Origin of the sequence: Nocardia sp. NRRL S-836 (assembly GCF_001279525.1) — a bacterium.
Taxonomy (GTDB): Bacteria; Actinomycetota; Actinomycetes; order Mycobacteriales; family Pseudonocardiaceae; genus Lentzea.
In genome coordinates this window covers 108,123-132,586 of record NZ_LGDY01000058.1, presented here as the reverse complement: position 1 = coordinate 132,586, position 24,464 = coordinate 108,123, and the positions used below count along the sequence as shown (strand labels likewise).

16 protein-coding genes are annotated in these 24,464 nt (G+C 72.0%); 12 read left to right on the top strand and 4 right to left on the bottom strand.

Going from position 1 to position 24,464, the window contains the following annotated elements; genetic code table 11:
- Positions 1-19: 19 nt before the first annotated feature.
- The 4 genes from ADL03_RS07405 to ADL03_RS07390 form a co-directional block, all read right to left on the bottom strand.
- Positions 20-1,381, bottom strand: coding sequence for an alpha-amylase family protein (locus tag ADL03_RS07405; RefSeq protein WP_082372954.1), 1,362 nt, complete (start codon positions 1,379-1,381; stop codon positions 20-22).
- Positions 1,382-1,488: 107 nt separating this feature from the next.
- Positions 1,489-1,965: a MarR family winged helix-turn-helix transcriptional regulator gene (locus ADL03_RS07400; protein ID WP_231641603.1), complete on the bottom strand. Its 477-nt coding sequence runs from the start codon at positions 1,963-1,965 to the stop codon at positions 1,489-1,491.
- A 26-nt stretch (positions 1,966-1,991) separates the two neighbouring features.
- On the bottom strand, positions 1,992-4,028 hold the full coding sequence (locus ADL03_RS07395; RefSeq protein ID WP_053732601.1) for a xanthine dehydrogenase family protein molybdopterin-binding subunit: 2,037 nt from the start codon (positions 4,026-4,028) through the stop codon (positions 1,992-1,994).
- Complete coding sequence (locus ADL03_RS07390) at positions 4,025-4,498, bottom strand: (2Fe-2S)-binding protein (RefSeq protein WP_053732686.1); 474 nt, start codon at positions 4,496-4,498, stop codon at positions 4,025-4,027. Before ADL03_RS07390 ends, ADL03_RS07395 begins: the two co-directional genes overlap by 4 nt.
- 65 nt (positions 4,499-4,563) lie before the next feature.
- Here ADL03_RS07390 and ADL03_RS07385 point away from each other — a divergent pair, with 65 nt between their 5' ends.
- The 12 genes from ADL03_RS07385 (at position 4,564) to ADL03_RS07330 (ending at position 24,443) form a co-directional block, all read left to right on the top strand.
- The gene (locus ADL03_RS07385; RefSeq protein WP_157528286.1) at positions 4,564-5,553 is read left to right on the top strand and encodes a hypothetical protein; all 990 of its coding nucleotides are present in this window, start codon (positions 4,564-4,566) and stop codon (positions 5,551-5,553) included.
- On the top strand, positions 5,550-6,368 hold the full coding sequence (locus tag ADL03_RS07380; RefSeq protein ID WP_053732599.1) for an alpha/beta hydrolase: 819 nt from the start codon (positions 5,550-5,552) through the stop codon (positions 6,366-6,368). The genes ADL03_RS07385 and ADL03_RS07380 overlap by 4 nt, the downstream gene beginning before the upstream one ends.
- Positions 6,369-6,506: 138 nt before the next feature.
- Complete coding sequence (locus tag ADL03_RS07375; protein WP_053732598.1) at positions 6,507-7,742, top strand: PHB depolymerase family esterase; 1,236 nt, start codon at positions 6,507-6,509, stop codon at positions 7,740-7,742.
- Between the two features lie 156 nt (positions 7,743-7,898).
- Positions 7,899-10,112, top strand: coding sequence for a cellulose binding domain-containing protein (locus ADL03_RS07370; RefSeq protein ID WP_197288171.1), 2,214 nt, complete (start codon positions 7,899-7,901; stop codon positions 10,110-10,112).
- Between the two features lie 596 nt (positions 10,113-10,708).
- On the top strand, positions 10,709-13,171 hold the full coding sequence (locus ADL03_RS07365; RefSeq protein ID WP_157528283.1) for a VWA domain-containing protein: 2,463 nt from the start codon (positions 10,709-10,711) through the stop codon (positions 13,169-13,171).
- A 16-nt stretch (positions 13,172-13,187) separates the two neighbouring features.
- Positions 13,188-14,201 (top strand): DUF4407 domain-containing protein, encoded by a 1,014-nt coding sequence (locus tag ADL03_RS07360; protein WP_053732595.1) that lies wholly within the window; start codon positions 13,188-13,190, stop codon positions 14,199-14,201.
- Positions 14,198-15,211: a hypothetical protein gene (locus ADL03_RS07355; RefSeq protein WP_053732594.1), complete on the top strand. Its 1,014-nt coding sequence runs from the start codon at positions 14,198-14,200 to the stop codon at positions 15,209-15,211. Before ADL03_RS07360 ends, ADL03_RS07355 begins: the two co-directional genes overlap by 4 nt.
- The gene (locus tag ADL03_RS07350) at positions 15,208-18,357 is read left to right on the top strand and encodes a tubulin-like doman-containing protein (RefSeq protein ID WP_053732593.1); all 3,150 of its coding nucleotides are present in this window, start codon (positions 15,208-15,210) and stop codon (positions 18,355-18,357) included. The genes ADL03_RS07355 and ADL03_RS07350 overlap by 4 nt, the downstream gene beginning before the upstream one ends.
- On the top strand, positions 18,354-20,582 hold the full coding sequence (locus ADL03_RS07345; protein WP_053732592.1) for a hypothetical protein: 2,229 nt from the start codon (positions 18,354-18,356) through the stop codon (positions 20,580-20,582). Before ADL03_RS07350 ends, ADL03_RS07345 begins: the two co-directional genes overlap by 4 nt.
- Positions 20,579-21,559 carry a hypothetical protein gene (locus tag ADL03_RS07340; RefSeq protein WP_053732591.1) on the top strand — a complete coding sequence of 327 codons (981 nt, stop codon included), beginning with the start codon at positions 20,579-20,581 and terminating at the stop codon, positions 21,557-21,559. The genes ADL03_RS07345 and ADL03_RS07340 overlap by 4 nt, the downstream gene beginning before the upstream one ends.
- Complete coding sequence (locus tag ADL03_RS07335; protein WP_053732590.1) at positions 21,556-22,623, top strand: GTPase domain-containing protein; 1,068 nt, start codon at positions 21,556-21,558, stop codon at positions 22,621-22,623. The genes ADL03_RS07340 and ADL03_RS07335 overlap by 4 nt, the downstream gene beginning before the upstream one ends.
- Positions 22,620-24,443: a hypothetical protein gene (locus ADL03_RS07330; RefSeq protein ID WP_053732589.1), complete on the top strand. Its 1,824-nt coding sequence runs from the start codon at positions 22,620-22,622 to the stop codon at positions 24,441-24,443. The genes ADL03_RS07335 and ADL03_RS07330 overlap by 4 nt, the downstream gene beginning before the upstream one ends.
- Positions 24,444-24,464 lie beyond the last annotated feature (21 nt).

Here is a 24,464-nt window from a genome sequence, read left to right as displayed (position 1 = left end):
CACCACCTCATCTCGGCGCCTACCTCGCGTTGACGTGCAGTGCGAGCGCCGTGCCCGCGCCGAGCGTCGCGGTGAACCGGCCGTTCGAGTCCACGTTCACGCGCACGCAGCCGTTCTCCTGCACGTTGCAGTAGCTCCCGGCGGGCAGGGCGGTCTGGAACGTGTGCGTGACCGGGAACGTCTCCCGGTTGATCGCCACGTACCCCTTGTTGCCACGACCGAACGCGATGGCGTCGTAGCCGTTGTCCCACCAGTTGTTCACGTCGGTGCCGGCGACGGTGTTGCGGAACGCCACCATGTTCGCGATCTGCGTCCACGCGTGCTGGCACTTCCAGCCGCTGTAGCAGACCGAGCTGCCGGGCGCGCCCGCGTCCTTGTCGCTGAACTCGTAGCCGGAGTAGACCTGCGGGGCGCCGTAGTTCCACGCCAGCATGAACACGTTGGCCAGCGTGTAGGTCGAACCGTCCTTGTAGGACAGCGTCGAGCCGTTGCGCTCGGTGTCCCAGTTGTCCACGAACGACCGCGCCTGGCCGCTGGGCAGGAAACCCCACGACTGGCCGAAGGTCCGCAGGTACGCCAGGTTCTCGTTGCCGAAGATCCGCTTGAGGTCGTAGGCGTAGCGGAACTCGTCGACGTCACCGGACCCGGTGTACTCGCCCGGCTGCACCGCCTCGCCCGCGCCGTAGATCACCTCGTGCACCCAGAAGACGTTCGGGTTGGTGAGCTTCGCCTTGATGGCGCTCAGGTCGGCGGCCGCGATGTGCTTGGCCGCGTCGACGCGGAACCCGTCGACGCCCATGCCGGTCAGCCGGTTCAGGTAGCCGGCGATCGCACCGCGCACGTACTCGCTGCCGGTGTCCAGGTCGGACAGGTTGACGAGCTCGCAGTTCTGGACGTTGTAGCGGTCCTGGTAGTTGCTGATCGCCGAGCGGCACGGGTGGAAGTCCCAGTCGCTGTACACGCCGGGGTAGTTGTACTTCGAGTAGCCGGTGCCGCCGGTGCCGGTGCCGGAGCCCGCGCTCATGTGGTTGATCACCGCGTCGGCGATCACCTTGACGCCCGCGTTGTGGCAGGCCGTGACCATGTTCCGGAACGCGGTCTCGTCACCGAGGCGGCCCGCGATCCGGTAGCTGACCGGCTGGTAGGAGGTCCACCACTGGGGACCCTGGACGTGCTCGGTGGCGGGGGAGACCTCCACGTACCCGTAGCCCTTGGGGCCCAGCACGGTGGTGCACTCCGACGCCACGCGGGCGAACGGCCATTGGAACAAGGTGACGGTGACGTCCCTGGTGCCCGGCGGTGCCGCAAGACCTTGCACGGGCGAGCACAGCGCTACGGTCAGGACGGCCGTGAGCAGGACGCGAAGAGCCGAGGAAACCACGTTGTCTCCTTGCCGCAGGGGTTCTGCACTGGTCGTACCAGGCGGCGGGGCGCACCGGGAAGCGTTGCAAGAAGTTTCGCGCCGAATTCGGCCGTGGAGCGCACGGACTAGTCCGCGGTGGGCGAGCTGGCCGCCGCGATCAGTGCGATCAGCTGTCGCCGGAAGTGCTCGTAGTCGTCCACCGCGCCCAGCAGCGCGTCCGACTCGCGTTCCTCGCGGCGTGCGGCGGCCAGTGCGCGGCGACCGGCCGGGGTGATCTTCACCGACGTCCGCCTGCGGTCCTGCGGGTCCTGGCTGCGCACGACGTGGCCGCCGCGGTCGAGGTGCTCGATGGTGCGGCTCATGGTCTGGTCGGTGACCCGGCACAGCACGGCCAGCTCGCGTTGCGACCGCGGACCGTCCGCGAGGTGGTGCAACGTGATCATCCCGGCGTGCGTGAGGCCGCGACCGGCCAGGAAGTCGTCGAACCGCTTCTCGACGACGCGGGCCGCGACCGACAGGAGCCTGCCGGTCGGCCAGGAGGCCACGTCCGCGCCCACCTGGTCCGGGCGGTGCGCCACCGCCAGCTCGTCTCCCTCGGCCACGGCCCCATCATCCCAGATCCGCCCGATCAGCCCACGTCGGTCCCGAAGGGCAGGCCGGTCACGGGGCTGCCACCCGCGAGTGCCGCGGAGATCGCTGCGGCCGCCGGCGGGTAGGCGAGCTCGCCGAGACCGCCGAGCGGGGCGTTGGTCTGCACGACCGCGACGTCGACGTCGGGTGTCTGCCCGATCCGCGCCCACCGGTAGTCGCCGAACGACGACTCCGCGACCCGGCCCTCCCGCACGGTGATCTGCGCACCGAGCACAGTGGACACCGCGTCCACCACGCACCCCTCGACCTGGGCGCGGACGCCGGATGGGTGCAGCGCCACGCCGACGTCGACCGCGGCGTGCACCCGCAGCACCCGGTGCGAAGCCGGTTCGGCGACGGCGACCACCGCGATCGCCGAGCCGTAGTCCTCGTGGCAGGCCACACCCCGTGCGGTGCCCGCTGCGGGTGGCGTGCTCCACCGCGCCTGGTCGGCAACGGTGTCGAGCACCCGGTGCAGCCGTGACCCCGCCGGCAGCAGCGACCGGCGCAACGCGATCTGGTCGAGGCCCCCACGGGTGCCGAGCTCGCTGAGGAAGTTCTCCTCGGCGTACAGGAACTGCCCGGCGTAGACCGCCCGCCAGAACCCGGTGCGCAGCGGCGCGGGCCGCACGGTGACCGTGACGTCGCCGGGCACGGTGTACGGGAAGTGGTCGCCGCTCGCCTTGATCAACGCCGGGTTGCCGAACGCCGGCAGCACCGACAGCGGCCACGTGACGACCTCGTGCGAACGCCGCGTGGGCATGCCGTCGGCGCCGACCTGCGCGGTCAGCCGGTGCACGGACATCGGCCGGTAGGAGTCGTGGCGCATGTCGTCGGCACGGGTCCACAGCACCTGCACCGGCGCCCCCGCGCGCCGTGAGCAGGCCACCGCTTCGAGCACCGGGTCGGGCTCGATGCGCCGCCCGAACGCACCGCCGGACGCCGTCGGCTCCACCCGCACGCTCGCCACCGGGAGGCCGAGCTGACGGGCCAGCTGGGTGCGCAGCCCGCCGGGGTCCTGCGTCGGCGCCCACACCGTGAGCCCGTCCGGCCGGAGGTGCGCGGTGGCGTTCATCGGTTCCATCGGCGCGTGGGCGAGCAACGGCATCCGGAAGACGCGCTGCACGCCGTCGATCGGGCTCCGCGCGGGCAGCGCGGCCTCCAGGTCGGCGAGCCACGCGCGGCTGTCCGCGGCGGGAGTGCCGTCGCGCCAGGCGATCCGCAGCGCGTCCCGGCCGCGCAACGCCTGGTGCGTCGACCTGGCGATGACCGCGACGCCGCCCTGGCCCTCCGCGGGCGCGGTGAGCGGCAGGACGTCGACCACACCCGGCAGCGTGCGGGCCGCCGTGTCGTCGATGGTGTCGGGCACCGCGCCGAGCCACGGCGGCCGGGCCACGACCGCGACGAGCCCGCCGGGAGGCCGGGAGTCGATGCCGTACCGAGTGCGGCCGGTGACGATGTCGCGGGCGTCCACCCGGCCGCCGCGGGTCTTGCCCAGCAGCCGCCAGCGTTCCGGTGGCGTCAGCTCGACCGGCACGGTGGCGGGGTCGAGCGCGGCCGCGGCCCGCACGAGCGCCCGGTAGGCCACCCGGCCCCGGCGCGGGTGGCGCACCGCGCCGTTCTCCGCGGTGCACTCGGCGACCGGGACGTTCCACCGCTGCGCCGCGGCGGTGACGAGCAGGCAGCGCGCGGTCGCGGCGGCGGTGCGGATCGGGGTGGCGAGCTGCCGCACCGAGGACGAGTTGGCCACCGCCTGGGAGCCGAAGCGTTCCGTGTCACCGTGGGCCTGCTCCAGCGTGACGTCGTCCGTGCCGACCGCGAGCTCCTCGGCGACCATGAGCGCGACGACCGTGCGCACGCCCTGACCGGTGTCCGGCCGGGGCACCGTCGCGGTGATCCGGCCCGAGCCGTCGAGCCGAACGAAGACGTTGGGCGCCAGGCCGGACGCGTCCTGCTCGGCGAGCGCGGGCACCGGCACCGCCACGACCAGTGCGCCCGCTCCCGCGCCACGCAGCAACGTCCGCCTGCTGATCACCGCTCCTCCTCGCGGATGATCCGGCTCGCCCGGCGCACCGCCGCCCGGATGCGCGGGTAGCTGCCGCAGCGGCACACGTTGTCGCGCAACGCTTCCTCGATCGCCGCGTCGTCGGGATCGGGATCACGGGCCAGCAACGCCGCCGCGGCCATGACCTGGCCGGGCTGGCAGTAGCCGCACTGGGCGACGTCGAGCTCGCGCCACGCCCGTTGCACGGGGTGGTTCCCGTCGCGGGAGAGCCCCTCGATCGTCGTGATCCGTGCTTTCGCGGAGTCGGCCGCGGTGCGCACGCACGGTCGCGCGGCCTGACCGTCCACATGGGACGTGCAGGCGCCGCACAGGCCGACCCCGCACCCGTACTTGACCCCCGTCAGGCCCAGTTCGTCGCGCAACACCCACAGCAGGGGAGTGTCGTCCTCGACGTCGACCTCGTGCCGTTCACCGTTGACGCGCAACAGATATCGGGCCACCGCGATCCCTCCCCGGTTGCTCAGTGCGCTGAACATATCACGACGAACCGTGCATAATGCTCAGCATGCTGAACGATGTGCGGCGCCCCGTTCGCGGTGTGCTCGTGTGGGGGCTGGCGGCAAGTGCGCTGCTCACGGGCCTGGTGTGGGTGCTGGGCCAGCGGCTGCACGGGGTCGAGCTGCTGCCCGACCAGGGTGCGTCCTGGTACTACTGGAAGCTGCCGGACCCGACCGTCTGGACCAGGGCGTCCGCCTGGCTGGGCTACGCCGCGCACCAGCTGGTGTCGTGGTGGCTGATCTACTACGCGCAGACCCGCGTGCGGCGCTACACCGACGGTCTGCACCGGATCAACGTGATCGCCCTGGCCGCCAACGGCGGGTTCATCGCGTTGCACGCACTGCAGACGCAGGTCTTCTACGACGGCTTGGCGCAGGACGTGTCGATCTTCAGCTCACAGGGTTCCGTCGTGCTGCTGCTCGTGTGGGTGCTGCTGATGGAGAACCGCCGCCGCGGCCTGGTGCTGACCTGGTCGGCGCCGATCTCCGCGCAGGTGGTCGCGTTCGCCCGCCGCTACCACGGCTACCTGTTCAGCTGGGCCGCGATCTACACGTTCTGGTACCACCCGATGGAGTCGACCAGCGGGCACCTCATCGGGTTCTTCTACATGTTCCTGCTGCTGGTGCAGAGCAGCCTGATGTTCACCCGCGCGCACACGAACCGGTGGTGGACGCTGACGCTGGAGCTGCTCGTGGCCGTGCACGGCACCCTGGTCGCGGTGATGAACTCCGGGCCGGACGGCGTGTGGCCGATGTTCCTGTTCGGGTTCGTGGCGATCTTCGTGCTGACCCAGATGCACGGCGTGGGGCTCAGCGTCCGGGCGCGGTGGTGGATCGGCGGCGCGTTCGTCGTCGCGGCGCTCGCGGTCTACTCGTGGCGCGGGCTCGGCCGGATCGACGAGGTGGTGCGCATCCCGTTGATCGAGTACCTGCTGGTGGCGGTGCTCGCGTTGCTGATCTGGGCGGGTGTGCGCATGACCCGGCCGGTCCGCCGGTGACCTGGGTGCGGCGGCTGGCCGCGGCCGCCTGCGTGCTCGTGCCGCTCGTCCTGCTCGTCGCTGGCTGGGGGCCGTTGACGGCGGGACACCCCGCGCAACCGGTGCTGCTCGGCGTGGTTGTCGTCGTGGGGGCCGGGCCGGCGTTGTGGCGGCGGGTGCCGTCGTGGGTCGTGGTGGCGCTGGCGGTCGTCCTGCTCGTGCCGGTGGTCTACCTCCAGCCGTTCGCGGCCACCCGCGCGGAGGACGGTTCCACGGTGCTGCGGCCGGACGGCCCGGTGCGTGCCGGGCTGGTGTTCCACCCCGGTGCGCGGATCGACTACCGCGCCTACGTTCCGGTGCTGCGTCGCGTTGCCGCGCAGGGGTTTCTCGTCGTCGTGGTGAGGGAGCCGCTGAACATCGCGTTGCTGGGCGGGGGCACGGCCGGGGTGCGCGCCGCTCATCCGGAGGTGCCGGGCTGGGCGGTCGGCGGGCACTCGCTGGGCGGTGTCGCCGCGGGCCGGGACGTGCTCGCGGACCCGTCGGTGCGCGGGCTGGTGCTGTGGGCGTCCTACCCGGTGGACGACCTCTCCGGGCGCGGCGGGCTCACGGCGTGGTCGATCTCGGGGGAGCGGGACGGGTTCACCACCCCGCGCGACATCGCCGGCTCGCGGCGGCTGCTGCCGGCGGACACCCGGTTCGAGGTCGTACCGGGCGCGGTGCACGCTTACTTCGGCGACTACGGCGAGCAGCCGGGCGACGGCGTGCCGACCGTGCCGCGTGCGGAGGCCCAGGACCGGATCGTCGCGCACACCGTGGCCGCACTCGCTGCCATATGAGCACTTCCCTGTCGTGGCAATGGTGTGAGTCCACGGCAGACAGCGCTGCGAGGTATCGGCCGCACACGTGGTGCCGGCCGGGCGCCCGTCGTTGACTGGGGTCGTCATGTCCCTGCCTGCAATGACGGAGGCGAACACATGCGGCTGAGGAACGTGTTCCTGGCACTCGCGGCGGCCACCGGCCTGGCCGTCGCATCCCTGTCGATCTCGCTGGCGGCCGTTCCCCCGCCGCAGACCGGCACCCTCGACCGGTACGACATCACCGGCACCTACGTCAGCGGCCTGTCGTCCGGCGGCTTTATGGCCAACCAGCTCCACGTCGCCTACTCCGGGCTGTTCCAGGGCGCGGGCATCTTCTCCGCCGGCCCCTACGACTGCGCCCAGAACAACCTGACCACCGCGCTGAACGCGTGCATGGACACCCTCCAGCCGCGCAGGTCGCCCGCCGAGCTGGAGCAGCTGACCAGGACCCGTGCGTCGGCCGGCACCGTCGACCCGCCGCAGAACCTGTCCGGCGACCCGGTGTGGCTGTTCCACGGCACCGCCGACCAGACCGTCGACCGCGCGGTGAACGACGACCTCGCCACGTACTACCGCGACTTCGGCGCGCGGGTGGTGTACAACAACAGCTCCGCGGCCGGGCACGCGTGGGTCAGCCCGATCGGCCCGAACAGCTGCGGTTCCACGTCCTCGCCGTACGTCAACAACTGCGGCACCGCCGACCCGGTGCGCGAGATGCTCGGCCACCTGTTCGGCTCGGTTTCCGCGCCCGCGTCGGCGTTGTCGGGCAAGCTCGTCCAGTTCGACCAGGGCCGGTACGCGCCCGGCGGCAACGCGGCGGCGATCAGCATGGGCCGCGACGGCTTCGCCTACGTGCCGAGGACGTGCGAGACCGGGCCCTGCAAGCTGATGGTCACGCTGCACGGCTGCTACCAGTACCACGGGCTGGTCGGCACCGCGTTGATGGACAAGGGCTACCTCAACGAGTACGCCGACACCAACCGGATGGTCGTGCTGTACCCGCAGGCCACGACGATGACCGGCAACCCGCGCGGCTGCTGGGACTGGTGGGGCTACCAGTCCGCCCAGTACCCGCTGAAGAGCGGTCCGCAGATGGCCGCCGTGGTGGCCATGGTGAAGGCGCTGAGCACCGGCCAGCCGACCACCACCCCGCCGACGACCACGACCACCACGACGCCTCCCGTGCCGGAGTGCGTCACCGCGAGCAACTACGCCCACACCACCGCCGGTCGCGCCTACGCCTCGCTCGGCCAGACCTACGCGCTGGGCTCCAACCAGCCGCTCGGCCTGTGGAACACCTTCGTCACCAGCAGCGTCCGCCAGACCTCGCCCAACTACTGGGTGAAGTGCTGAAACGTGGCTGTGACTGGAGGAAAGCGCTTACCGAAAGAAGCCCGGCGCGCGGTCCGCTGACCGTTTTCACCCTTGACCCCCTCCCGGTCCGGTGCTCTCATGAAGCGCGGCAAGTTTCTGGGAACGCTCCCAGAAATCGGACTCCAGGGAGAAAACGTGCTCAGCAGCGTTGGTGTGCGCGTCGGTGCTGTGACAACGGCGCTCTGTGTGGTGGCCGGAGGTGTCGCCGCCGCCGGTCTGGCGGTGGCGGCCCCCGGCTGCCAGGTCGACTACGTGGTGCAGAACAGGTGGGAGGGCGGTTTCTCCGCCAACGTCACGATCAAGAACCTGGGCGACCAGGTGGACGGCTGGAACCTGGCGTGGACGTTCCCCGGTTCCGAACGGTACGGCGACGGCTGGAACGCGCGGATCACGGCGTCCGGCGCGAGCGTCACCGCGTCCAACGTGGACTGGAACCGGGTGCTGCCGACCGGTGGCTCGGCGTCGTTCGGCTTCAACGGCACCGTTTCCGGCTCCGACGTCGGTACCCCGGCCGCCTTCACGCTCAACGGCACCCTGTGCACCGGCGGGGTGGTGCCGACGACGACCACGACAACGACCACCACCACCACCACCACTCCGGTGCCCGAACCCGGCGATCCCACCGGGCGCAAACAGGTCGAACGGCTCGACCGCGGCGTGGTCAGCGTCCGCTCGGGCAACGGCAACCTGGTCAGCTGGCGGCTGCTCGCCGGCGACGCGCGCGACACCGGGTTCACCGTCTACCGCAACGGCACGAAACTGACCTCGTCACCCATCACGGCCTCCACGAACTACCTCGACGCCGGCGGCCCCGCGGGCGCGTCCTACACCGTGCGCGCCGTCGTCAACGGCACCGAGCAACCCGCCTCCCCGGCATCGCTGTCGTTCGCCTCCGGCTACCTCGACGTGCCGATCTCCGCACCCGCCAGTGGTTACAGCGCGAACGACGCCAGCGTGGGTGACGCGGACGGCGACGGCCGGTACGAGATCTTCCTGAAGTGGTACCCGGACAACGCCAAGGACAACTCGCAGGCCGGCGTCACCGGCAACACGTTCATCGACGCCTACCGCCTCGACGGCACCCGGCTGTGGCGCATCGACCTGGGCCGCAACATCCGTTCCGGCGCGCACTACACCCAGTTCCAGGTCTACGACTACGACGGCGACGGCCGGGCCGAGATCGCGATGAAGACCGCCGACGGCACCCGTGACGGCCGCGGCGCGGTCATCGGCAACGCCTCGGCGGACCACCGCAACAGCGACGGCTACGTGCTGGCCGGCCCGGAGTACCTGACGATGTTCAGCGGCCTCACCGGCGCCGCACTGTCCACTGTGAACTACGACCCGCCGCGCGGCACCGTCTCCTCGTGGGGCGACAGCTACGGCAACCGCGTCGACCGTTTCCTCGCCGGCACCGCCTACCTCGACGGCGCCCGCCCGTCCCTGATCATGGCCCGCGGCTACTACACCCGCGCGGTCATCGCGGCGTGGGACTTCCGCGGCGGCCAGCTGGTGAAGCGCTGGACGTTCGACTCGAACGCCTCCGGCAACAGCACCTACGCGGGCCAGGGCAACCACGCGCTGACCATCGCCGACGTGGACGCCGACGGCCGCGACGAGATCGTCTACGGCGCGGCCGCCATCGACGACAACGGCCGCGGCCTGTGGAACACCCGCTTCGGCCACGGCGACGCCGCCCACCTGGGCGACCTCGACCCGTCCCGCCCCGGCCTGGAGTACTACAAGGTCTCCGAGGACGCCAGCAAACCCGGCTCCTGGTTCGCCGACGCCCGCACCGGCCAGGTCCTCTGGCAGACCGCACCGGCGGGCGACAACGGCCGCGGCGTCTCCGACGACATCTACGCAGGCAGCCCCGGCGCCGAGTCCTGGTCGAGCGCCGACAGCCAGCTGCGCAACACCAAGGGCCAGACCATCGGCCGCAAACCGTCCTCGGCGAACTTCCTGCTCTGGTGGGACGGCGACCCCACCCGCGAGCTCCTCGACGGCACCCACGTCGACAAGTACGGCACCTCCGCCGACACCCGCCTGCTCACCGCGGCGGACGTGCACTCCAACAACGGCACCAAGTCCACCCCGTCGCTGTCCGGCGACATCCTCGGCGACTGGCGCGAGGAGGTCATCTGGCCCACCTCCGACAACCGCGCACTGCGCATCTACAGCACCCCGTCCCAGACCGACCGCCGCATCCCGACCCTGATGCACGACCCCATGTACCGCGTGGCGATCGCCTGGCAGAACACCGCCTACAACCAGCCGCCGCACCCGAGCTTCCACATCGGCAACGGCATGACCACCCCGCCCTGGCCGGACGTGCACTACGCGGGCTGACCAGCCCCGGATCTTCAAGCCCTTCCACGAGGTCGCATCCTGCACACGCAGGATGCGACCTCGTCGGCTGTCACGGAGACGTCGAGGTTCAGGTGGCGGGGCTGACGGTGAAAATCGGAAACAACGCCGAGATGATTGTGTCGACAATCGTCGCCTCTGGTCCGTTCGGGGCATGTCGGGGTAAAGCCGTAACGCGGGCCTTCTGGCCTGCGAAGAACGACGCGCGGGGATCGGCGGAGGCGCTGGTTCCGCTTCGGTCCGCGTTCTGCATCGATTGTGCGCGCCGGAGTGCGAGGACGGACACGCGTCACCTGATCGAGTGCATAGGATCGCCTTACTGGCTGGTCAAGCTGGGTGTGCTGCCTTTTGACATGCTTTTGTCCACTTTCTTGGTGCGGTCTCTGGGTAGAGTTTATTGGCTGTTTCCTTTTTGAGATGAAACGCGTGGCCGCTGCCCGTAACAGGTGGTGGCCAATTGGCGATCCCGACGATACCTGGCCTCTGTGAAGTGGGTTGATCTTGTGGGAAACGCGAATGTGGACCGGCGCGGCCGCGTGGAATATCGCGGCGGTTCGAGGCGGCTGACGGCTTTGGCGGTGGCGTTGCTGAGCGCGGTGGCGTTGGTGCCGTCGCTCGCCGCACCGCGGGTCGTGGCGCAGGACCAGCCGCCCACGTTGCCGGCGATGCAGGTGGTGGTGCTGGTCGACGAGTCGGGCAGCATCCAGGACGCCGACCTCGTCCGGGAGAAGGAGGCGGCCAGGACGATCGCGTTCAGCCCGTGGGGGACCGGCACGGTGCTGTCGGTGGTGGGGTTCGCCAGTGCGGAACGGGCGGGACAGTCCGCTGTCGACGTCGTGTGCCCGCCGGCGAAGATCAGTGAGGCGCAGCAGCGGGACGTGGTGGCGAACTGCATCGGCGGGCTGCGCAAGCGTGCCGACGGTGAGGGGGACGGGACCGACCACGCCGCCGCGCTCCAGCAGGCGCTCGCCCACGTCGGTGCGGGCGGGCCGGAGAAGAAGATCGTGTTCCTGCTGACCGACGGCAAGCTCGACGTGTCGGGCAGTCCGTCGTGGGGCAGTGATCCCGACCGGCGCAACGCGGCGGCCGCCGCGAACGTGCGCGAGGTGCTGGCGAGCCTGGACAAGGCCGGTGCGCAGGTGTGGCCGCTCGGGTTCGGCGAGGTGGACGTGGCCGCGTTGGGCGGGTTCGCCAAGGGCAGGAGCTGCACGCCGGCCGCGCCCGACCCGCGGGAACGGGTCGTGCCCACCTCGGCCGAGCTGCGCACCGCGATCTTCGACGCGCTCAGCTCCGCGAGCTGTATCAAGATCCTGCCGCCGGAGACCGGTGACGTGCCCAAGGGTGGCTCGCTGGAGCTCACCGTCGACATCCCGGCCGTGGCGAGCGACGCGTCGATCGTGGTCTTCAAGCGCGACCCGCGGGTGCAGGTCGAGTACCGCGCCCGCAACGCGGCCCGGCCCGCCCCCGGCGGTGGTGGCGCGAAGTTCGAGTTCGCCGGTCAGACGACCGAGACGGAGTCGTTGCGCATCACCGATCCCGAGCCGGGGCAGTGGGTCGTGCGGCTGTCCTCCGCGGAGGTGGCCGCACAGGACGTGGCCGCGACCGTGATGTACCAGGCGGCGGTCAAGGCGGTGCTGACCACGAACCCGCCGCAGCCGGCACCCGGTCAGACCGTCGAGGTCGACATGCAGGTGTGGGCGCGCGGCAAGGCCGTCACGGACCCGCCCACGTTGCAGGGCCTCACCTTCGTCACCACCCTGACCGGCACGTCCGGGTTCGCCCCGCAGCAGGTCACGCTGAACGACTCCGACGGCGACGGCACCTACGCGGGCCAGCTGAAGGTGCCCGACAACGCCTCCGGTGACCTCACCTACACCGGCGAGGTCACCGGCATCGGCATCGGCGGCGACACCCGCACGCTCTTCGCCAGGGTGAGCAAGGGCGCCGCCGCTGTGCAGGGCCAGATCCTGTTCGATGACAACCGTTCCACCGTCACACCGGGCGGCACGGTCACCGGCACCGTCGCGATCACCAACAACTCCGGCAAGGACGCGGACCTGCGGCTGCGGCTGGACGACCTCTCGCCCGGCACGGCGGTGACCGTCGACCCGGCGGCCGTGCGGGTCGGCACCGGCACCGGCACCGCCAAGTTCACCCTGCGGTTCGGGCCGGACAGCGCGCTCGGCGTCAGCGGCGGCAAGCTGCGGCTGGTGGACGAGAAGGACGCCGTCGTCGCGGAACGGCTGTTCGCCACCGAGGTCGCGCCGGAGCCGGGGCTGCCGGAGAAGCTCTGGTGGTTGTGGACACTGCTCGGCGTGCTGCTGCTCGCCGCGCTGGTGTGGCTGCTGCTGAAGCTGCGCTCCCGCGCCGAGTCGCGCAAGGTGCGCGGGCTGACCGCACAGCTGTGGCAGGGCGGGTTCCTGACCTCCGAGCTGTCACCGCGCGACGCGCGGGCCAAGGTGTTCCGGTTCGTGGTGGTCGAGGAGTTCACCGGGCTGAAGCTGCAGCAGGCGGGTCCCGGCGAGACGAACGTCTACGAGGTGCGGCGCGTCCGCGATGGGGTCAGCCTCACGGCGCCGGGGCAGCCGCCGGTGGTGCTGACGGCGGGGCAGCGCAAGGAGATCGGCAAGGACCTCGCGGTCGGCGTCGCGGACGAGCGCGGCACCGCGGGTGCCGCGGTCTCCGGACCGCCGGGCGACCCGTTCGCGGCGCCAGCCGCGTCCACTGTGGACGCTGCACACGGCTTCGGCGCCCCGGACGTCAGCATGCAGCCGCCGCCCGATCCGTTCGGGGGCTCGTACGACCCGTTCGGCGGCTCGGCACCGGCACCGGCCGGGACGAACGGTGCGAACGGCAGCCACCCCGACCCGTTCGGAGGTGGCGGCAACCGTCCGGATCCCTTCGGTGGCGGCAGCCACTCCGACCCGTTCGGTGGAGGTGGCCAGCCCGATCCGTTCGGCGGGGGCGGCCAGTCCGGTGGGCCGTCGACGCGGCGCGGCGGCCAGCCGGACCCGTTCGCCGACCCGTACAACCCGTTCTGACAAGGAGTGCGGCGCCATGAGTCGCAGCACGAACCCGCTCGACGACCACAGCGAGGACCAGCGCAAGCGGTTGCGCCGCTGGACGTGCGGCCTCGCCTTGGTCGAGTCGGTCGCGGTCCTGCTCGCGGTCTACCACGGGTTCGAACCACCGGCGGTCCTGGTGTTCCTGCCGCTCGTGGTGGCGCTGCCGCTGGCGTGGGTGTCGGTGAACCTCTGGACCGCGGACACCGTGCACCGCAAGGCACCGCCGCCGGTCATGCCGAGGCGGCGCGCGGTGCTCGGGCTGGCGGCCGCGATGGTGATCGCGTTCGCGGCGGTCGCGTGGATCTTCACCGCCGAGGTGGCGGCGGCGCAGCGGCCGGCGGACGCACCGGCGTGGGCCGCGCAGGTCCAGCGGTTGCAGGACGAACGCCTCGCCAAGCTCGACCTGATCGACCACGGCCGGCCCGGCGCCGACGAGGACCCGGAGGTCGTGCGGCTGCAACGGCAGCTCGACGACGAGCAGAAGGAGTACCGCGAGGCCAAGCGCAACGAGCTGTGCGAGCAGGACGGCACCTGTGGCACCGGTGTGCGCGGCGAGGGCAGGGAGTACCACGCCAAGGTCGCCTACCGCGTGCAGGTCGAGCAGCGGATCACCGAGCTGACCGCCCAGCTGGCGGCAGCCAAGCAGCTGGCGAGGGGACGTGTGGACCAGAGCACGACGGCGGCGCAGGACGCCAGGACCAAGCTCACCGAGATCGACGGGCAGCTGGAACGGTTGCGCGGCAACCCGCCGCGGACCCGCGACCGGTCCTCCGCCGTGATCGAGGTCAGCAAGGACCGGCCGGCCGCGGTGATCCTCTTCTGGACCGCGGCACTGGTGGCGTTCCTGCTCGTCGACGTGCTCGGGCTGCGGCTGGTCGCCTGGCATGTGTACCGCAACGGGGCCCCGACCGGCCTGCTGGACGCCCGGATCGCCCAGCAGGCCGCCATCGACGCGCGCAGGGAGAGCGGCGCCAAGCCGTACCCGCGGGACGGCGGGCTGACGTGACGACACCGACCAGGACGCTGGGCGAGGCCGAACGCGCGGTCAACGAGCTCGCGGGCCGGATCCGCCGCCACTGGAGCACGACGAAGGACCGGCGCGTCCAGGCCGCGTGCTCCGCCGTGGAGCTGGTCTACCACTTCGTCGAACGCTGCCTGCGCAAGGAGGAGGTGGCCGAGCCGATCAGCACCGCGGTGCGGGCGGACGAGGCGTTCGCCGGCCGGTTCGCGGCCATCCACGCCACGGTCAAGGACTTCGGCGCCTGCCTGATGGCGATCGACCGGGCGGGCGCGAGCCCGTCCAGGGACAAGCTCGTGGACGACCTCACCGCGTTGTCGATCCGCCTGCGGCAGCAGCTCTCCGACGCGGTGGACGCGTTCGTCGCGGTCGTCGACGCCGTGCGGGCCGATCCGGCCGACCAGGCCAACGCCCAGCGCGTCGCGACCGACCTGCGCCAGCAGCTCAAGACCCGCGAACTGTTGCAGGAGGCCGAGGACGCGCGTGACGAGCTGCGCAAGGTCACCGGTGACGTCGGTGCGGGCGAGCTCGGCACGCACTACGCCGGGTACGCCGACGTGGAGGCGAAGCGGGCCGACCAGCTGCGGTGGGGCGTGGCCGGGCTGCTCGGCCTGGTCGCGGCGGGTGCCGTCGCGCTCAGCCTCTGGCACCCGGAGCTGTCCTACAGCACGGCGCTGGTGCGGCTGTCCGCGACGGTCCCGATCGGCGTGCTGGCCGCCTACCTCGCCCGCGAGTCGGGAAAACACCGGCAGAACGCCAAGAACGCGCGTGACCTCGCCATCGCGATGCACACGCTGCCCAGCTACGTGGAACCGCTGCCGGAGAACGGGGCGGAGCTGCGCATGGCGCTCGGCAAACGGGTCTTCGGCCCTTCCGCCGACCAGGCCGGACCCGAGCCGCCGCAGGACGACGGACTGGTCAACGACCTGCCCAGGGCGCTCGACGCGCTCGAAGAGGTTCTGCACCGCATCAAGCAAGCAGTGGAAAGGCGACCATGAAGATCTATCAACCGATGATGTTCGTCGGGCTGGGCGGGACGGGGTGCAAGGTCGGTGCCGAGCTGGAGAAGCGGCTGCGCGAGGAGCTCTGCGGCCCCGACGGCACCCGGTTGCTGCCGATCATGCAGAACCCGAACTTCCTGCCCTACCAGCTGCCGTCGTGCCTGCAGTTCGTCTACGCGGACCTGAGCAGCACCGAGTTGCAGCGGGTGCGGCGCGAGGTCGTGCCCGGCCGTGAGCACGAGCAGGCGGCGCGCAAGACGATGCACCAGATCACCGACCTCGTGCCGGCGAGCCTGGGCAACTCCGCGGACGTGGCGCAGAGCCTGCGGATCAACTCCGACGAGGACACGATCCACTGGTTGCCCTCCAAGGAGAGCGACCCGCGGATCGGGCCGCTGGTGCGCGGTGCCGGGCAGCTGCCGACGGTCGGGCGTGCGGTGCTGTTCGAGACGGTCCGGCGCAACCCGGACACCGCGACGCTCGGGATCACGAAAGCCCTGTCGGACATCAACGAGTCGGGTGGCGACCTCTACGTCGTCAGCGGCGAGCGCAACCAGCGCGTCGACACGGTGATCGTGTTCGTGGTGTTCTCCGTGGCCGGTGGCACCGGCAGCGGCATCTACTACGACTACCTGCACCTGATCGGCGACCTGATGCGGCGCGGTGGCAAGACCGCGGAGATCTACCCGCTGGTGCTGATGCCGTCGGCGTTCGACGACGGGCAGGGCGGCGGGCGGCCGGCCGACCTCAACGCGGGTTCGGCGCTGGTCGACCTGTTCCGGCTGATCGACGACCAGAACGCGCAGGGGTCGCCGGACGAGCTGGACGACAAGGGCACGCACGGCGCGGTCTCGGTCCGGTACCCGCGGCTCGAACAGGTGCAGCTGCTGCCGAACACCGTGCAGACGGCGTTCCTGTTCGGCCGGCCGGTCGGCGGGGTGCGCCGCGACGACCTCAACCGGTCGATGGTGTCGCTGATGACCTCGCTGATCGGCGCGGGCCCGACCGACCAGGACGACGAGGAGGGCGGCGCGAACCGGCCCTACCAGTCCTTCGCGGACGGTTTCATCAACAGCAAGGTCGACCGGCACGCCATCGCGGACACCGGTGTCGGCCGGCGGGGTGTGACCACGAGCGCGGTGGCGGCGCTGACCACGCCGTTGCTGGAGCTCACCGACGTGGTCAGCTCGCACCTGCTGGCCAACGCGGTCAACGAGCTGCTCGTGCCGCCGGGCGCGGCGGAGACCAACAAGCAGCACATCCGGCAGTTCATCACCGCGGCCGGGCTGGACCGGTTGCTGGAGGCCGCACCGGCCCGCATCCCGCCGACGGGCAACCCGGTGGGTTACGGGCCGGTGCTCGCCGCGCTGACCGAACGCGCGAACGCCATGGGGTACAACGTCGAACGGGGGCTGGAGGCGCTGGCCGCACCGGTCGCGGCGCTGGCGCAGGACTTCGACCCCACCGCGGCCGCCGTGGTGCTGCTGCGCAACCTCGACCTGTTCCGGTTGCAGCGCACCGTGTTCGGTCACCGCGACCTCACCGACCCGCTCGACAGGGGCGGCTTCCGGTCGTTGCTCGAAGGCTGGCGCACGCCGCCCGCGCCACCGCCCGGCATGAACAGCGCGGCGCCGCCGATGCCGAAGAACCTGCAGAAGAAGCTGTTGCAGCGGCTGCGGATCGCCGACGAGCCGGTGCAGGCGGTGATCCGGCAGCAGGACGCCTGGTACGCGTGGCAGACGCGGCGGATCTGGAACGCCGCGTGGAACGAGAGCCACCGGCTGTGGAGCCGGCCGTGGCAGGCGTTCGTCGAGCAGTTCCGCGCGATCCACGACGCGTTCGTCACCCACGCGCGCAACGACCCGACGCAGTTCGACCTGCGCTCCAAGGACCTCTACAAGGCGCGCGTCGGCGTCACGTACCTGCTGCCGCCGGAGGACCACGGCCTCGAAGGCTTCTACCAGACCGTGCTGGCCCGGTTGAAGCAGGACCTGTCGCAGCACCTGGGCCCCAACGCGCACGAGGGGCACGTGCTGAACCTGCTGCTGGGCCAAGACGGCTGGGCCGACGCGTTCGCCAGGGGCCGCCAGGACCCCGATGCCGCCGTCGCCCACATCCGCCAGCGGATCAAGGAGGCGGTCGCCGAACGGGTGCGGCCCGGCGACCGCGGCCGTCCCGCGCTCGTGCCGCGGATGGACGACCTGCTCGCGAACGCGGTGCAGCGCAAGGACAACAGCGTCACCGAGGCCGACCTCAACCGGTTCCGGCAGAAGCTCGCGGAACTGGTGCCCGGCGGGTTCGCGCCGGACGGCCACGCGCCGCTCAAGGTGCTGTTCACCTACCCCGCCGCGCAGGAGAACGCCGACATCGAACGGTTCCTGCGCCGCGAGGTCTCGCTGCCCGTCGACATGGTGGGCGAGCCGGAGTTCCGCGCGGTGCAGGCCGACGCGATGGTCGTGGTGCTCAACCGCAGCTCCATGGGCATCACCGAGGTGCCGGAGCTGCGCAAGGTGATCAAGCTGTGGGCCGAGGCGCAGCACCGCCCGCACCCGCAGGACACGCTGGCCTGGCGCCGCCGGCTCAGCCAGGACAGCGACTACCTGCTGATGAGCGACCGCGACCGCAGGCAGGTGCTCCACCGGCTGCTGTGCGCGGCGTGGGACGGCAAGGTCGTCGTGAGCGGCCGGCTCACCAGCCCCGACCACATCGTCGTGGAGATCGGCAGCAGGGAGGCCGTGTCGATGAAGCTCGACCTGGCACCGATCGGCGCGCTGTCGTCGTGGGCGAGCGTCCTGCAGGCCTACGAGCGCTGGGTGCTCACCGACGACAACCCCAGCCGCCGCAGCCTCGCCGCCCGGCTCATGTCGTCTATCCCCGCGCGTGCCAACAGCTCGCCGTTCCCGCCCGCGCCGGAGTTCTCCGCGATCGTCGACCTCGCGGACAAGGAGCTGGCGAAGATCGCCGAGGCCGAGCAGCACCGGGTGCTGAGCCAGGACCCGCAGCTCGCCGTCTTCCGGGAGTTCTGGGCCGAGGTCCTGCCCGCGGCGCTGCACCAGCAGGTCGGCACCACCACGAAGAACCTGGCCGACCTGCGTGACCACGTGCACGCCGCGCACGGACTGGGCGGTGAGCCGACCGCATGAACACCTCCGAGGTCGTGCTCGTGGACCTGCGCATCCAGCCGCCGGACCCCCGGCTGCGCGAGGTCGCCGGCGGGGTGGTGGTGCTCGACCACGCCGGCTCGCTCGTCGACCACGCCGAGGCCTACCTCTCGCTGATCGGCGGGGACATGGTGACCGCCGTCGTGTGCGTGGTGGTCGGCGAGGCCGGCACCGGCAACCCGCTCGACGGGGTCGTGCTGGCCATGCCGCCCGCGTTGCGGCACGCCACCGTGCTGTGGGTCGGTGATCCGTCCGGTGTGGACTGGGCGCCGGGCAGTGCGCCGCCGCGGCCGGTGGAGCACCGCGACGAGGCGCTCGACCGGCTGGTCACGGCCCTGCGCGTGCCGGCGCTGTTCGACCAGGTCGTCGCCACCGCGGACGAGCTGCCCGCCGCGGCGGCGAACCCGGGCATCCGGGTGGTGTCCAGCGCCGCCGACCCCCGTGAGCTGGCCGAGGCCCGCGCGGCGGCCGTGCGGTCGTTGTGCGGCACGGACCACCCGCCCTCGCAGGAGCTCGGCGCGGCGATCCGGCAGTCTTCCGCACCCGCCGGTCGCGACGGCGCGGTGCTCACGGGCGGGGTGGCCGCGGCCAAGACGGATGCCGTGCGGCGCCTGGGACACGTGGCCGGGCTCGCCCGCGTCCTGCGCACCCCAAGGGCGTTGTTCGGTTCGCAACGGCCGACCGCGCAGCTGGGCACGCACGTCGCGTGGGCGGGCCAGGCGGTCGAGAACTACCGGCGCGTGGTGGCCGAGCTGCTGCACCGCATGGACGGCCACATCCAGGTGGGGCGGCCGTCCGTCGAGGAGGTCGTGGAGCTCGGCGTCCAGCACCCGCGCGAGGCCGACAGCGCGGAGATCGCCGCGGACCTGCGCACGGCGGTCGACGCGCGGCTCGCCGGTCAGGTGCCGCTGCCGGTGCTGGCGCAGGAGCTCCGGCTCGTCGCCGCCAACAGCGGGCCGCAGGGCTGCACGGCGGCGCTGGACGACGTGAGCCGGCGCGGCCCGCTGGCACTGGCCATGCCGGGCTTCCGCAGGTGGCCGCTGCCGTTGCCGGCGCTGCCGCTGGAGTTCCTGGCCTGTGGCCTGCTCACCGTCCTGCTCGGGCCCGGAGCTCCCGGCTGGGGAACGGGGCTGCTGCTCGCCCTGCTGTGGTTCGGCGCCGGTTGGCTGCTGCTGGCACGCCGTCCTGGGCAGGCGGTGGAGGACGGGTTCGCCGCCACCGCGGCACCCGCCGTGCTCGCCTACGGGCTGCCCGCGGTGCTGGGGGTGGCCGCCGGTGTCGTGGTGACGCTGGTGGTCGCCGACCGGGTCGCGATGTTCTCCGGCGAGCTGCTCACCAGCGAGCAGTTCGGCCTCTCCAGCACGACCGGTGTCGTGGTGGCTGTGGTCCTGTTCCTGCTCACCGCGGCCGTGGCCGCCCTGAGCTGGCGCTCGGCCGTGCGGGCCTGGCGCGGTGAGCTGCGGTTGGTGGAGCTGGAGAACGCCGTCGCGGACCTGACGAGGATCGCCGAGGACGTGGCGGTGCGCGAGTGGCAGCCGATGCGGCGCCGGCTCGCGATCGCGGCCGCCGCGACCGAGGTCGCCGGTGGGCTGGAGGAGATCGCCCAGACGCTGCGGGAGGCCGGGAACCGGCTGTTCATCGCGCCACCGTCCGATGTGGACAGTGCGGTGGTCCGGCCGGTGCCGCAGGAGCTCTACGCGGTCGTGCGCGGCGACCTGACCGACGTGTGCCGCGGCGCGCTCGACCCGGCCTGGCCCGCGGCGGCGAACGCCATCCGCACCGCGGAGGGCGTCTACGCCCAGCGGCTGGACCGGTTGCTGGGCGAGTACGGCGCGGAGGTGCGGCGTCACGGCCTGATGGCCGCCGGTCGCTTCAGCCGTGACCACGCCCCGCGCGACGCCCTGATGGCCCGCATGTGGTCGGAGTCGCCGGAAGCGTTGCTGGCGTTGCGCACCGAGGCCACCGGCGACATGACCCAGCTGTGCCGCAGCGGCCAGCTCGGCTATCTCAGCACGTCGGCGGGCGCGGGCCTGGTCCGGTTCGGCCCGGCCCGGCTGCGCAGGGTGCTGGAGCACGACGGTGTCCACAGCGGACTCGCCGCCGACCCCGGCATCACCTGGGGCGAGGGCGGCGACCTCGTCGGCGCGGTGCGGCTGCTGCCGCTGCGCCCGGAGTCGGTGCGCCAGGTGCTCGGAGGTGACCGGTGACCGGTCGGACCAGGACCGTGCGCTGCCGCACGGTGTGGGGCGTGCTGATCGAGGTCGAGATCGAGGACCTCAACGAGTTCGTCACCCCCGCCGCCGTGCTGGAACAACGGCTCGTGCGGGTCAACGGCGGGACGTACGTCTACAAGTACGTCTCGCAGGCGGAGGGCAAGCGCGACCCGCGGCGCTATGACCTGCTGGACAACGAGATCCGCGCCGGCACGCGGCTGGGCCAGAGCTTTGGCGCCTACCCGGCGGAGCTGGCCTGCCTGATGGCCTACAACATCGACGCGGTGGAGCCGTTCGTCCTGCTGCGCGAGTACATCGGCGTACCGCTGGCGGGACCGGCCGCCCGCTTCACCGACGCCGAGCGCAGGCAGTGCGAACGGGCGCTGTTCCGCGCGCTGCACCTCACCAGCCAGGCCGGTGTCGTGCACGGCGCCGTCACCGCTGACGCGCTGCGCTGGGACAACGGCCGCGTGCAGCTCGTCGACTTCGAGTCGGCCGAACGCGTGGGCGAGGCCCGTCGTGCCGGCCGCGTGGCGGCGAACCGCTCGCCGGAACAGCTCGCGGGCACCGGTCTGGTCGACGCGCACGACGACGTGTGGGGCGCGGCGGTGCTGATCCGCCGGTTGCACCTCGGGCCGTCCGCCGACGCCCAGGCCGACCGCCGGCACGACCCGGAACGGTTGCGGGGCCTGCTGGACCCGGTCTTCGGCAACGCGGCCGAGCACCGGCCGACACCGGCCGAGCTGCTGAGCCGGCTGCACGGCGACAACCACCTCCCGCCCTACGACGACCCGTACGCGGTGTTCGCGCGGGGACGGGAGATGTTCCAGTTCGTCGGCCGCGGCAAGAACGGCGGCGCCGCCGTGTCCACAGAGGACCCGAAGCCCGTCAGGAAGCGCCGGATGTTCCCGTTCCTGAGCGCGCTTCTGCTGGTGTCCGCGACCATCGTGATGACGGCGGTGCTGGGATGACGACACGCGAGCGCCGGGTGCGCTGCCCGATCTGCGCGGACGAGTTCACGTGGCCGGACGACCCCACGGTCTGGACGTACAAGGAGGCCGACGACAGCTACGAGCACTTCGACATCTCCGGGCTGCCCCGGGTCAAGCAGGACGACCTGGTGCGCAACGGGTACCGGCAGTGCCCCAACCCGTCCGGCGACGCCTCGGTGCACTACCTGCCCGCGACCTACGCCGACTACAGCGACCCGCTCGTGATCGGCCTGGTCGGGGCGCCCGCCTCCGGCAAGACCCACCTGCTGACCGCGATGATCCGGCAGGCCTACCTCAACGGCCTGGCGTCGTACGGGATCAGCGTCGCGGCGCTGGACTTCCGCCGGCACGTCCACTTCCGCGAGCAGTACGTCAAGACGTTCGAACGCGGCGGCGCGCTGCCCGGCACGAGCACGGGGGTGACCGAGGCGGCCGACATCCTGCTGCTGCGCGGCACGACCGGCGAACGCCCGGTCGTCTTCTTCGACGTCTCCGGCGAGGACCTGCAGAGCACCGACGTGCGCAACCGCTCGGCGCGGTTCCTGCTCGGCGTCAACGCGGTGATCTTCGTGCACGCGCCGGAGGACCCGCTGGAGACCGGGCAGTCGGCGGAGGCGAGCGAGAACCGGGCGTTCGACCTGGCGATCGAACGCCTGCGCGCCCGGCAGGTGCCGGTGGCGATCGCCGTGTCGAAGTCCGACCGGCTGCGGTACGTGCCGCCGGCCGACCGGTGGCTGCACCGCGGTGACGAACGGGTGCTGTCCGCGGCCCGCATCCACGCCGAGAGCGCGGACGTCTACGCCTACCTGCACCACCGGGGTTCCGCGGCCTCGCTGCGGCCGTTCGAGGCGTTTCCCCGGTGCACGCTGCACTTCGCCTCGGCCAGCGGGGGAGAGGGGTTCCCCGTCGACCCGGACGAGCCGGAGGTGAAGTTCTTCCCGCACGGGTTCCGCCCGACCAGGGTGCTCGAACCGCTGGTGTCGATCCTCGCCATGACCGGGGTCATCCCCGGGACGGAAGCCGAGAAGGTGGGCAGGCCATGACCGGACCCCAGGCCGACGAGGCCGTCCAGCAGGCGTTCTTCGGGTGGTCCTACGAACTGAAGGCGCACACGCTGCTGGTCAGTTCGTTCGACGTGTCCCTGCAGGCGCGGTGGCGCACCAGGCTGCAGGACTTCGTGCGGCTGCAACCGGTCGGCATGATCGCACCGCCTGACGTCGCGTTGTCGTGCCTTGAGTTCGACGACGGATCGGTCGCGGTGGTGCGCCGCATCAACCACGGCTATTCGAGTGGCCGCGGCAACGCCCACGTGCTCATCGGCACGACCGCCACCCTCGACCCGTCGCTCGCGCTGCGCCTGGCGCAGTGGGAGGGCTGGAAGGAGTCGCCTCCGCCGGGCACGCTGGGCACGTTCGCGCCGTCGTGGCTCGTCGACGGCGCGGGCCCGGCCCAGCTGGCACCGGCCGTGGTCGCGCCGCTGGAGCGCCAGCTCACGATGGTGGTCGCCCGGCTGCTCACCCAGCCCAGGATGCCGTTGAGCATCATCGGTTGCGCCGAGCAGGACCGGCTGCCGATGGTGTGGGCGATCCGCGCCGCGGCGGAGGAATACCTGGCGCGCGCCTTCGAGGTGCGCAGGCGTTGGACGTTCTCGACCTACGAGGAACGGCACGGCGCCGGCATCGAGAACCTGCCGGAGATCGTGTTCCTGCCGGCGTTGCCGAGCACCGGTGAGCCGCACCAGCGCAACGTCGTCCGGCTCGACGCGCCACCGGCGGAGGACGCCAGGACCACCGACCTGGCCAGGCAGCTCGTCGCGGGCCTGCTCCACAACGCCCCTGCGCCGGAGCTGCCGGTGGCGGAGCCCGTCAGGGAGCTGCCACCGGCCCAGCAGCACACCGCCGTGCCGGAGCAGGCCCGGTACCGGCCGACCGAACCCGTGGCGCACCAGCGGTCCGTGCGGCGCCAGCCGCCGAACGCCAGGGAGGTGCTGGTCGAACCGCTGCTCGCCGCGAAGTCCGTGGAGGACTTCCTGACCGAGCTGGAACGGCTGGCTCGCCACCACGACCGCGCCCAGCTGCGGGCCGCCTTCGACCTGGACTCCGTGAACGAGGCGGCCGAGCGGGTGGAGATCGACACCAGGCGCACGGTGCTGACGCGGCTGCTGTGGGCCCTGTTCGGACAGGACTTCAAGGAACTGCAGAGTCCGTCCGGAAAGGCCTATGCCGCGCAGCTCGTCCGCAGCTGCCGGTCGGACGAGCTGTCGCGGCTGCTGGGGGCGATCGCCGCCAAGCGGGGCGTGGAGGAGGTCGCCGGTGCCGCCTACGACCGCTGGGCGCAGCTCGGGGGGCCGCTGCTGCAGGTCCCGCGCCGCCGGGTGGCGCCGCTGCCGTGGGTGCGGACGCGGCGGCGCAGGGTCCTCGCGGTCGTCGCCGGCGTGGTGGTGCTGCTGGCGCTGGTGTTCGCCGGTGGCTACCTGACCGGGCTGCCGTCGGCGGCCCAGCCGACCACCGTCCCACCGGCCGGCCAGACCACGGTGGTACCGACGACACCCCAGCAGCCGGCCAGGAAGTCCGGCACGGCCCAGGTGTCGGCGAACCCGGCCCAGCAGGAGGTTTTCGCGTTCATGATGACCGGAGGCTTGTACTACCCGCAGAAGGCGTGCACGGCCGTGGACGCCGGCAACGCGAGCTGGCGGTGCGAGCAGGTCTCGCAGCCGCCGGCCGGTGCTGGGTCCGAGCCGGAGCTGGTGGCCGTCGTGCTGTCGAAGGAACAGGGCAGCGAGCTGGCCTCGGTGGCGCAACAGGGTCTGGGCCTGCGGTGGCGGCCGGGCTGGGGCCAGCCCGTCCCGGTGGTCGCGGGCTGATGACCGGCGGTGAACGGTCGC

Excerpts from the sequence above, each read along its gene's own strand:
- ADL03_RS07375 (WP_053732598.1), top strand. The coding sequence starts at position 6,507 with ATGCGGCTGAGGAACGTGTTCCTGGCACTCGCGGCGGCCACCGGCCTG.
- ADL03_RS07350 (WP_053732593.1), top strand. The coding sequence starts at position 15,208 with ATGAAGATCTATCAACCGATGATGTTCGTCGGGCTGGGCGGGACGGGG.
- ADL03_RS07330 (WP_053732589.1), top strand. The coding sequence starts at position 22,620 with ATGACCGGACCCCAGGCCGACGAGGCCGTCCAGCAGGCGTTCTTCGGG.
- ADL03_RS07345 (WP_053732592.1), top strand. The coding sequence starts at position 18,354 with ATGAACACCTCCGAGGTCGTGCTCGTGGACCTGCGCATCCAGCCGCCG.
- ADL03_RS07360 (WP_053732595.1), top strand. The coding sequence starts at position 13,188 with ATGAGTCGCAGCACGAACCCGCTCGACGACCACAGCGAGGACCAGCGC.
- ADL03_RS07335 (WP_053732590.1), top strand. The coding sequence starts at position 21,556 with ATGACGACACGCGAGCGCCGGGTGCGCTGCCCGATCTGCGCGGACGAG.
- ADL03_RS07385 (WP_157528286.1), top strand. The coding sequence starts at position 4,564 with ATGCTGAACGATGTGCGGCGCCCCGTTCGCGGTGTGCTCGTGTGGGGG.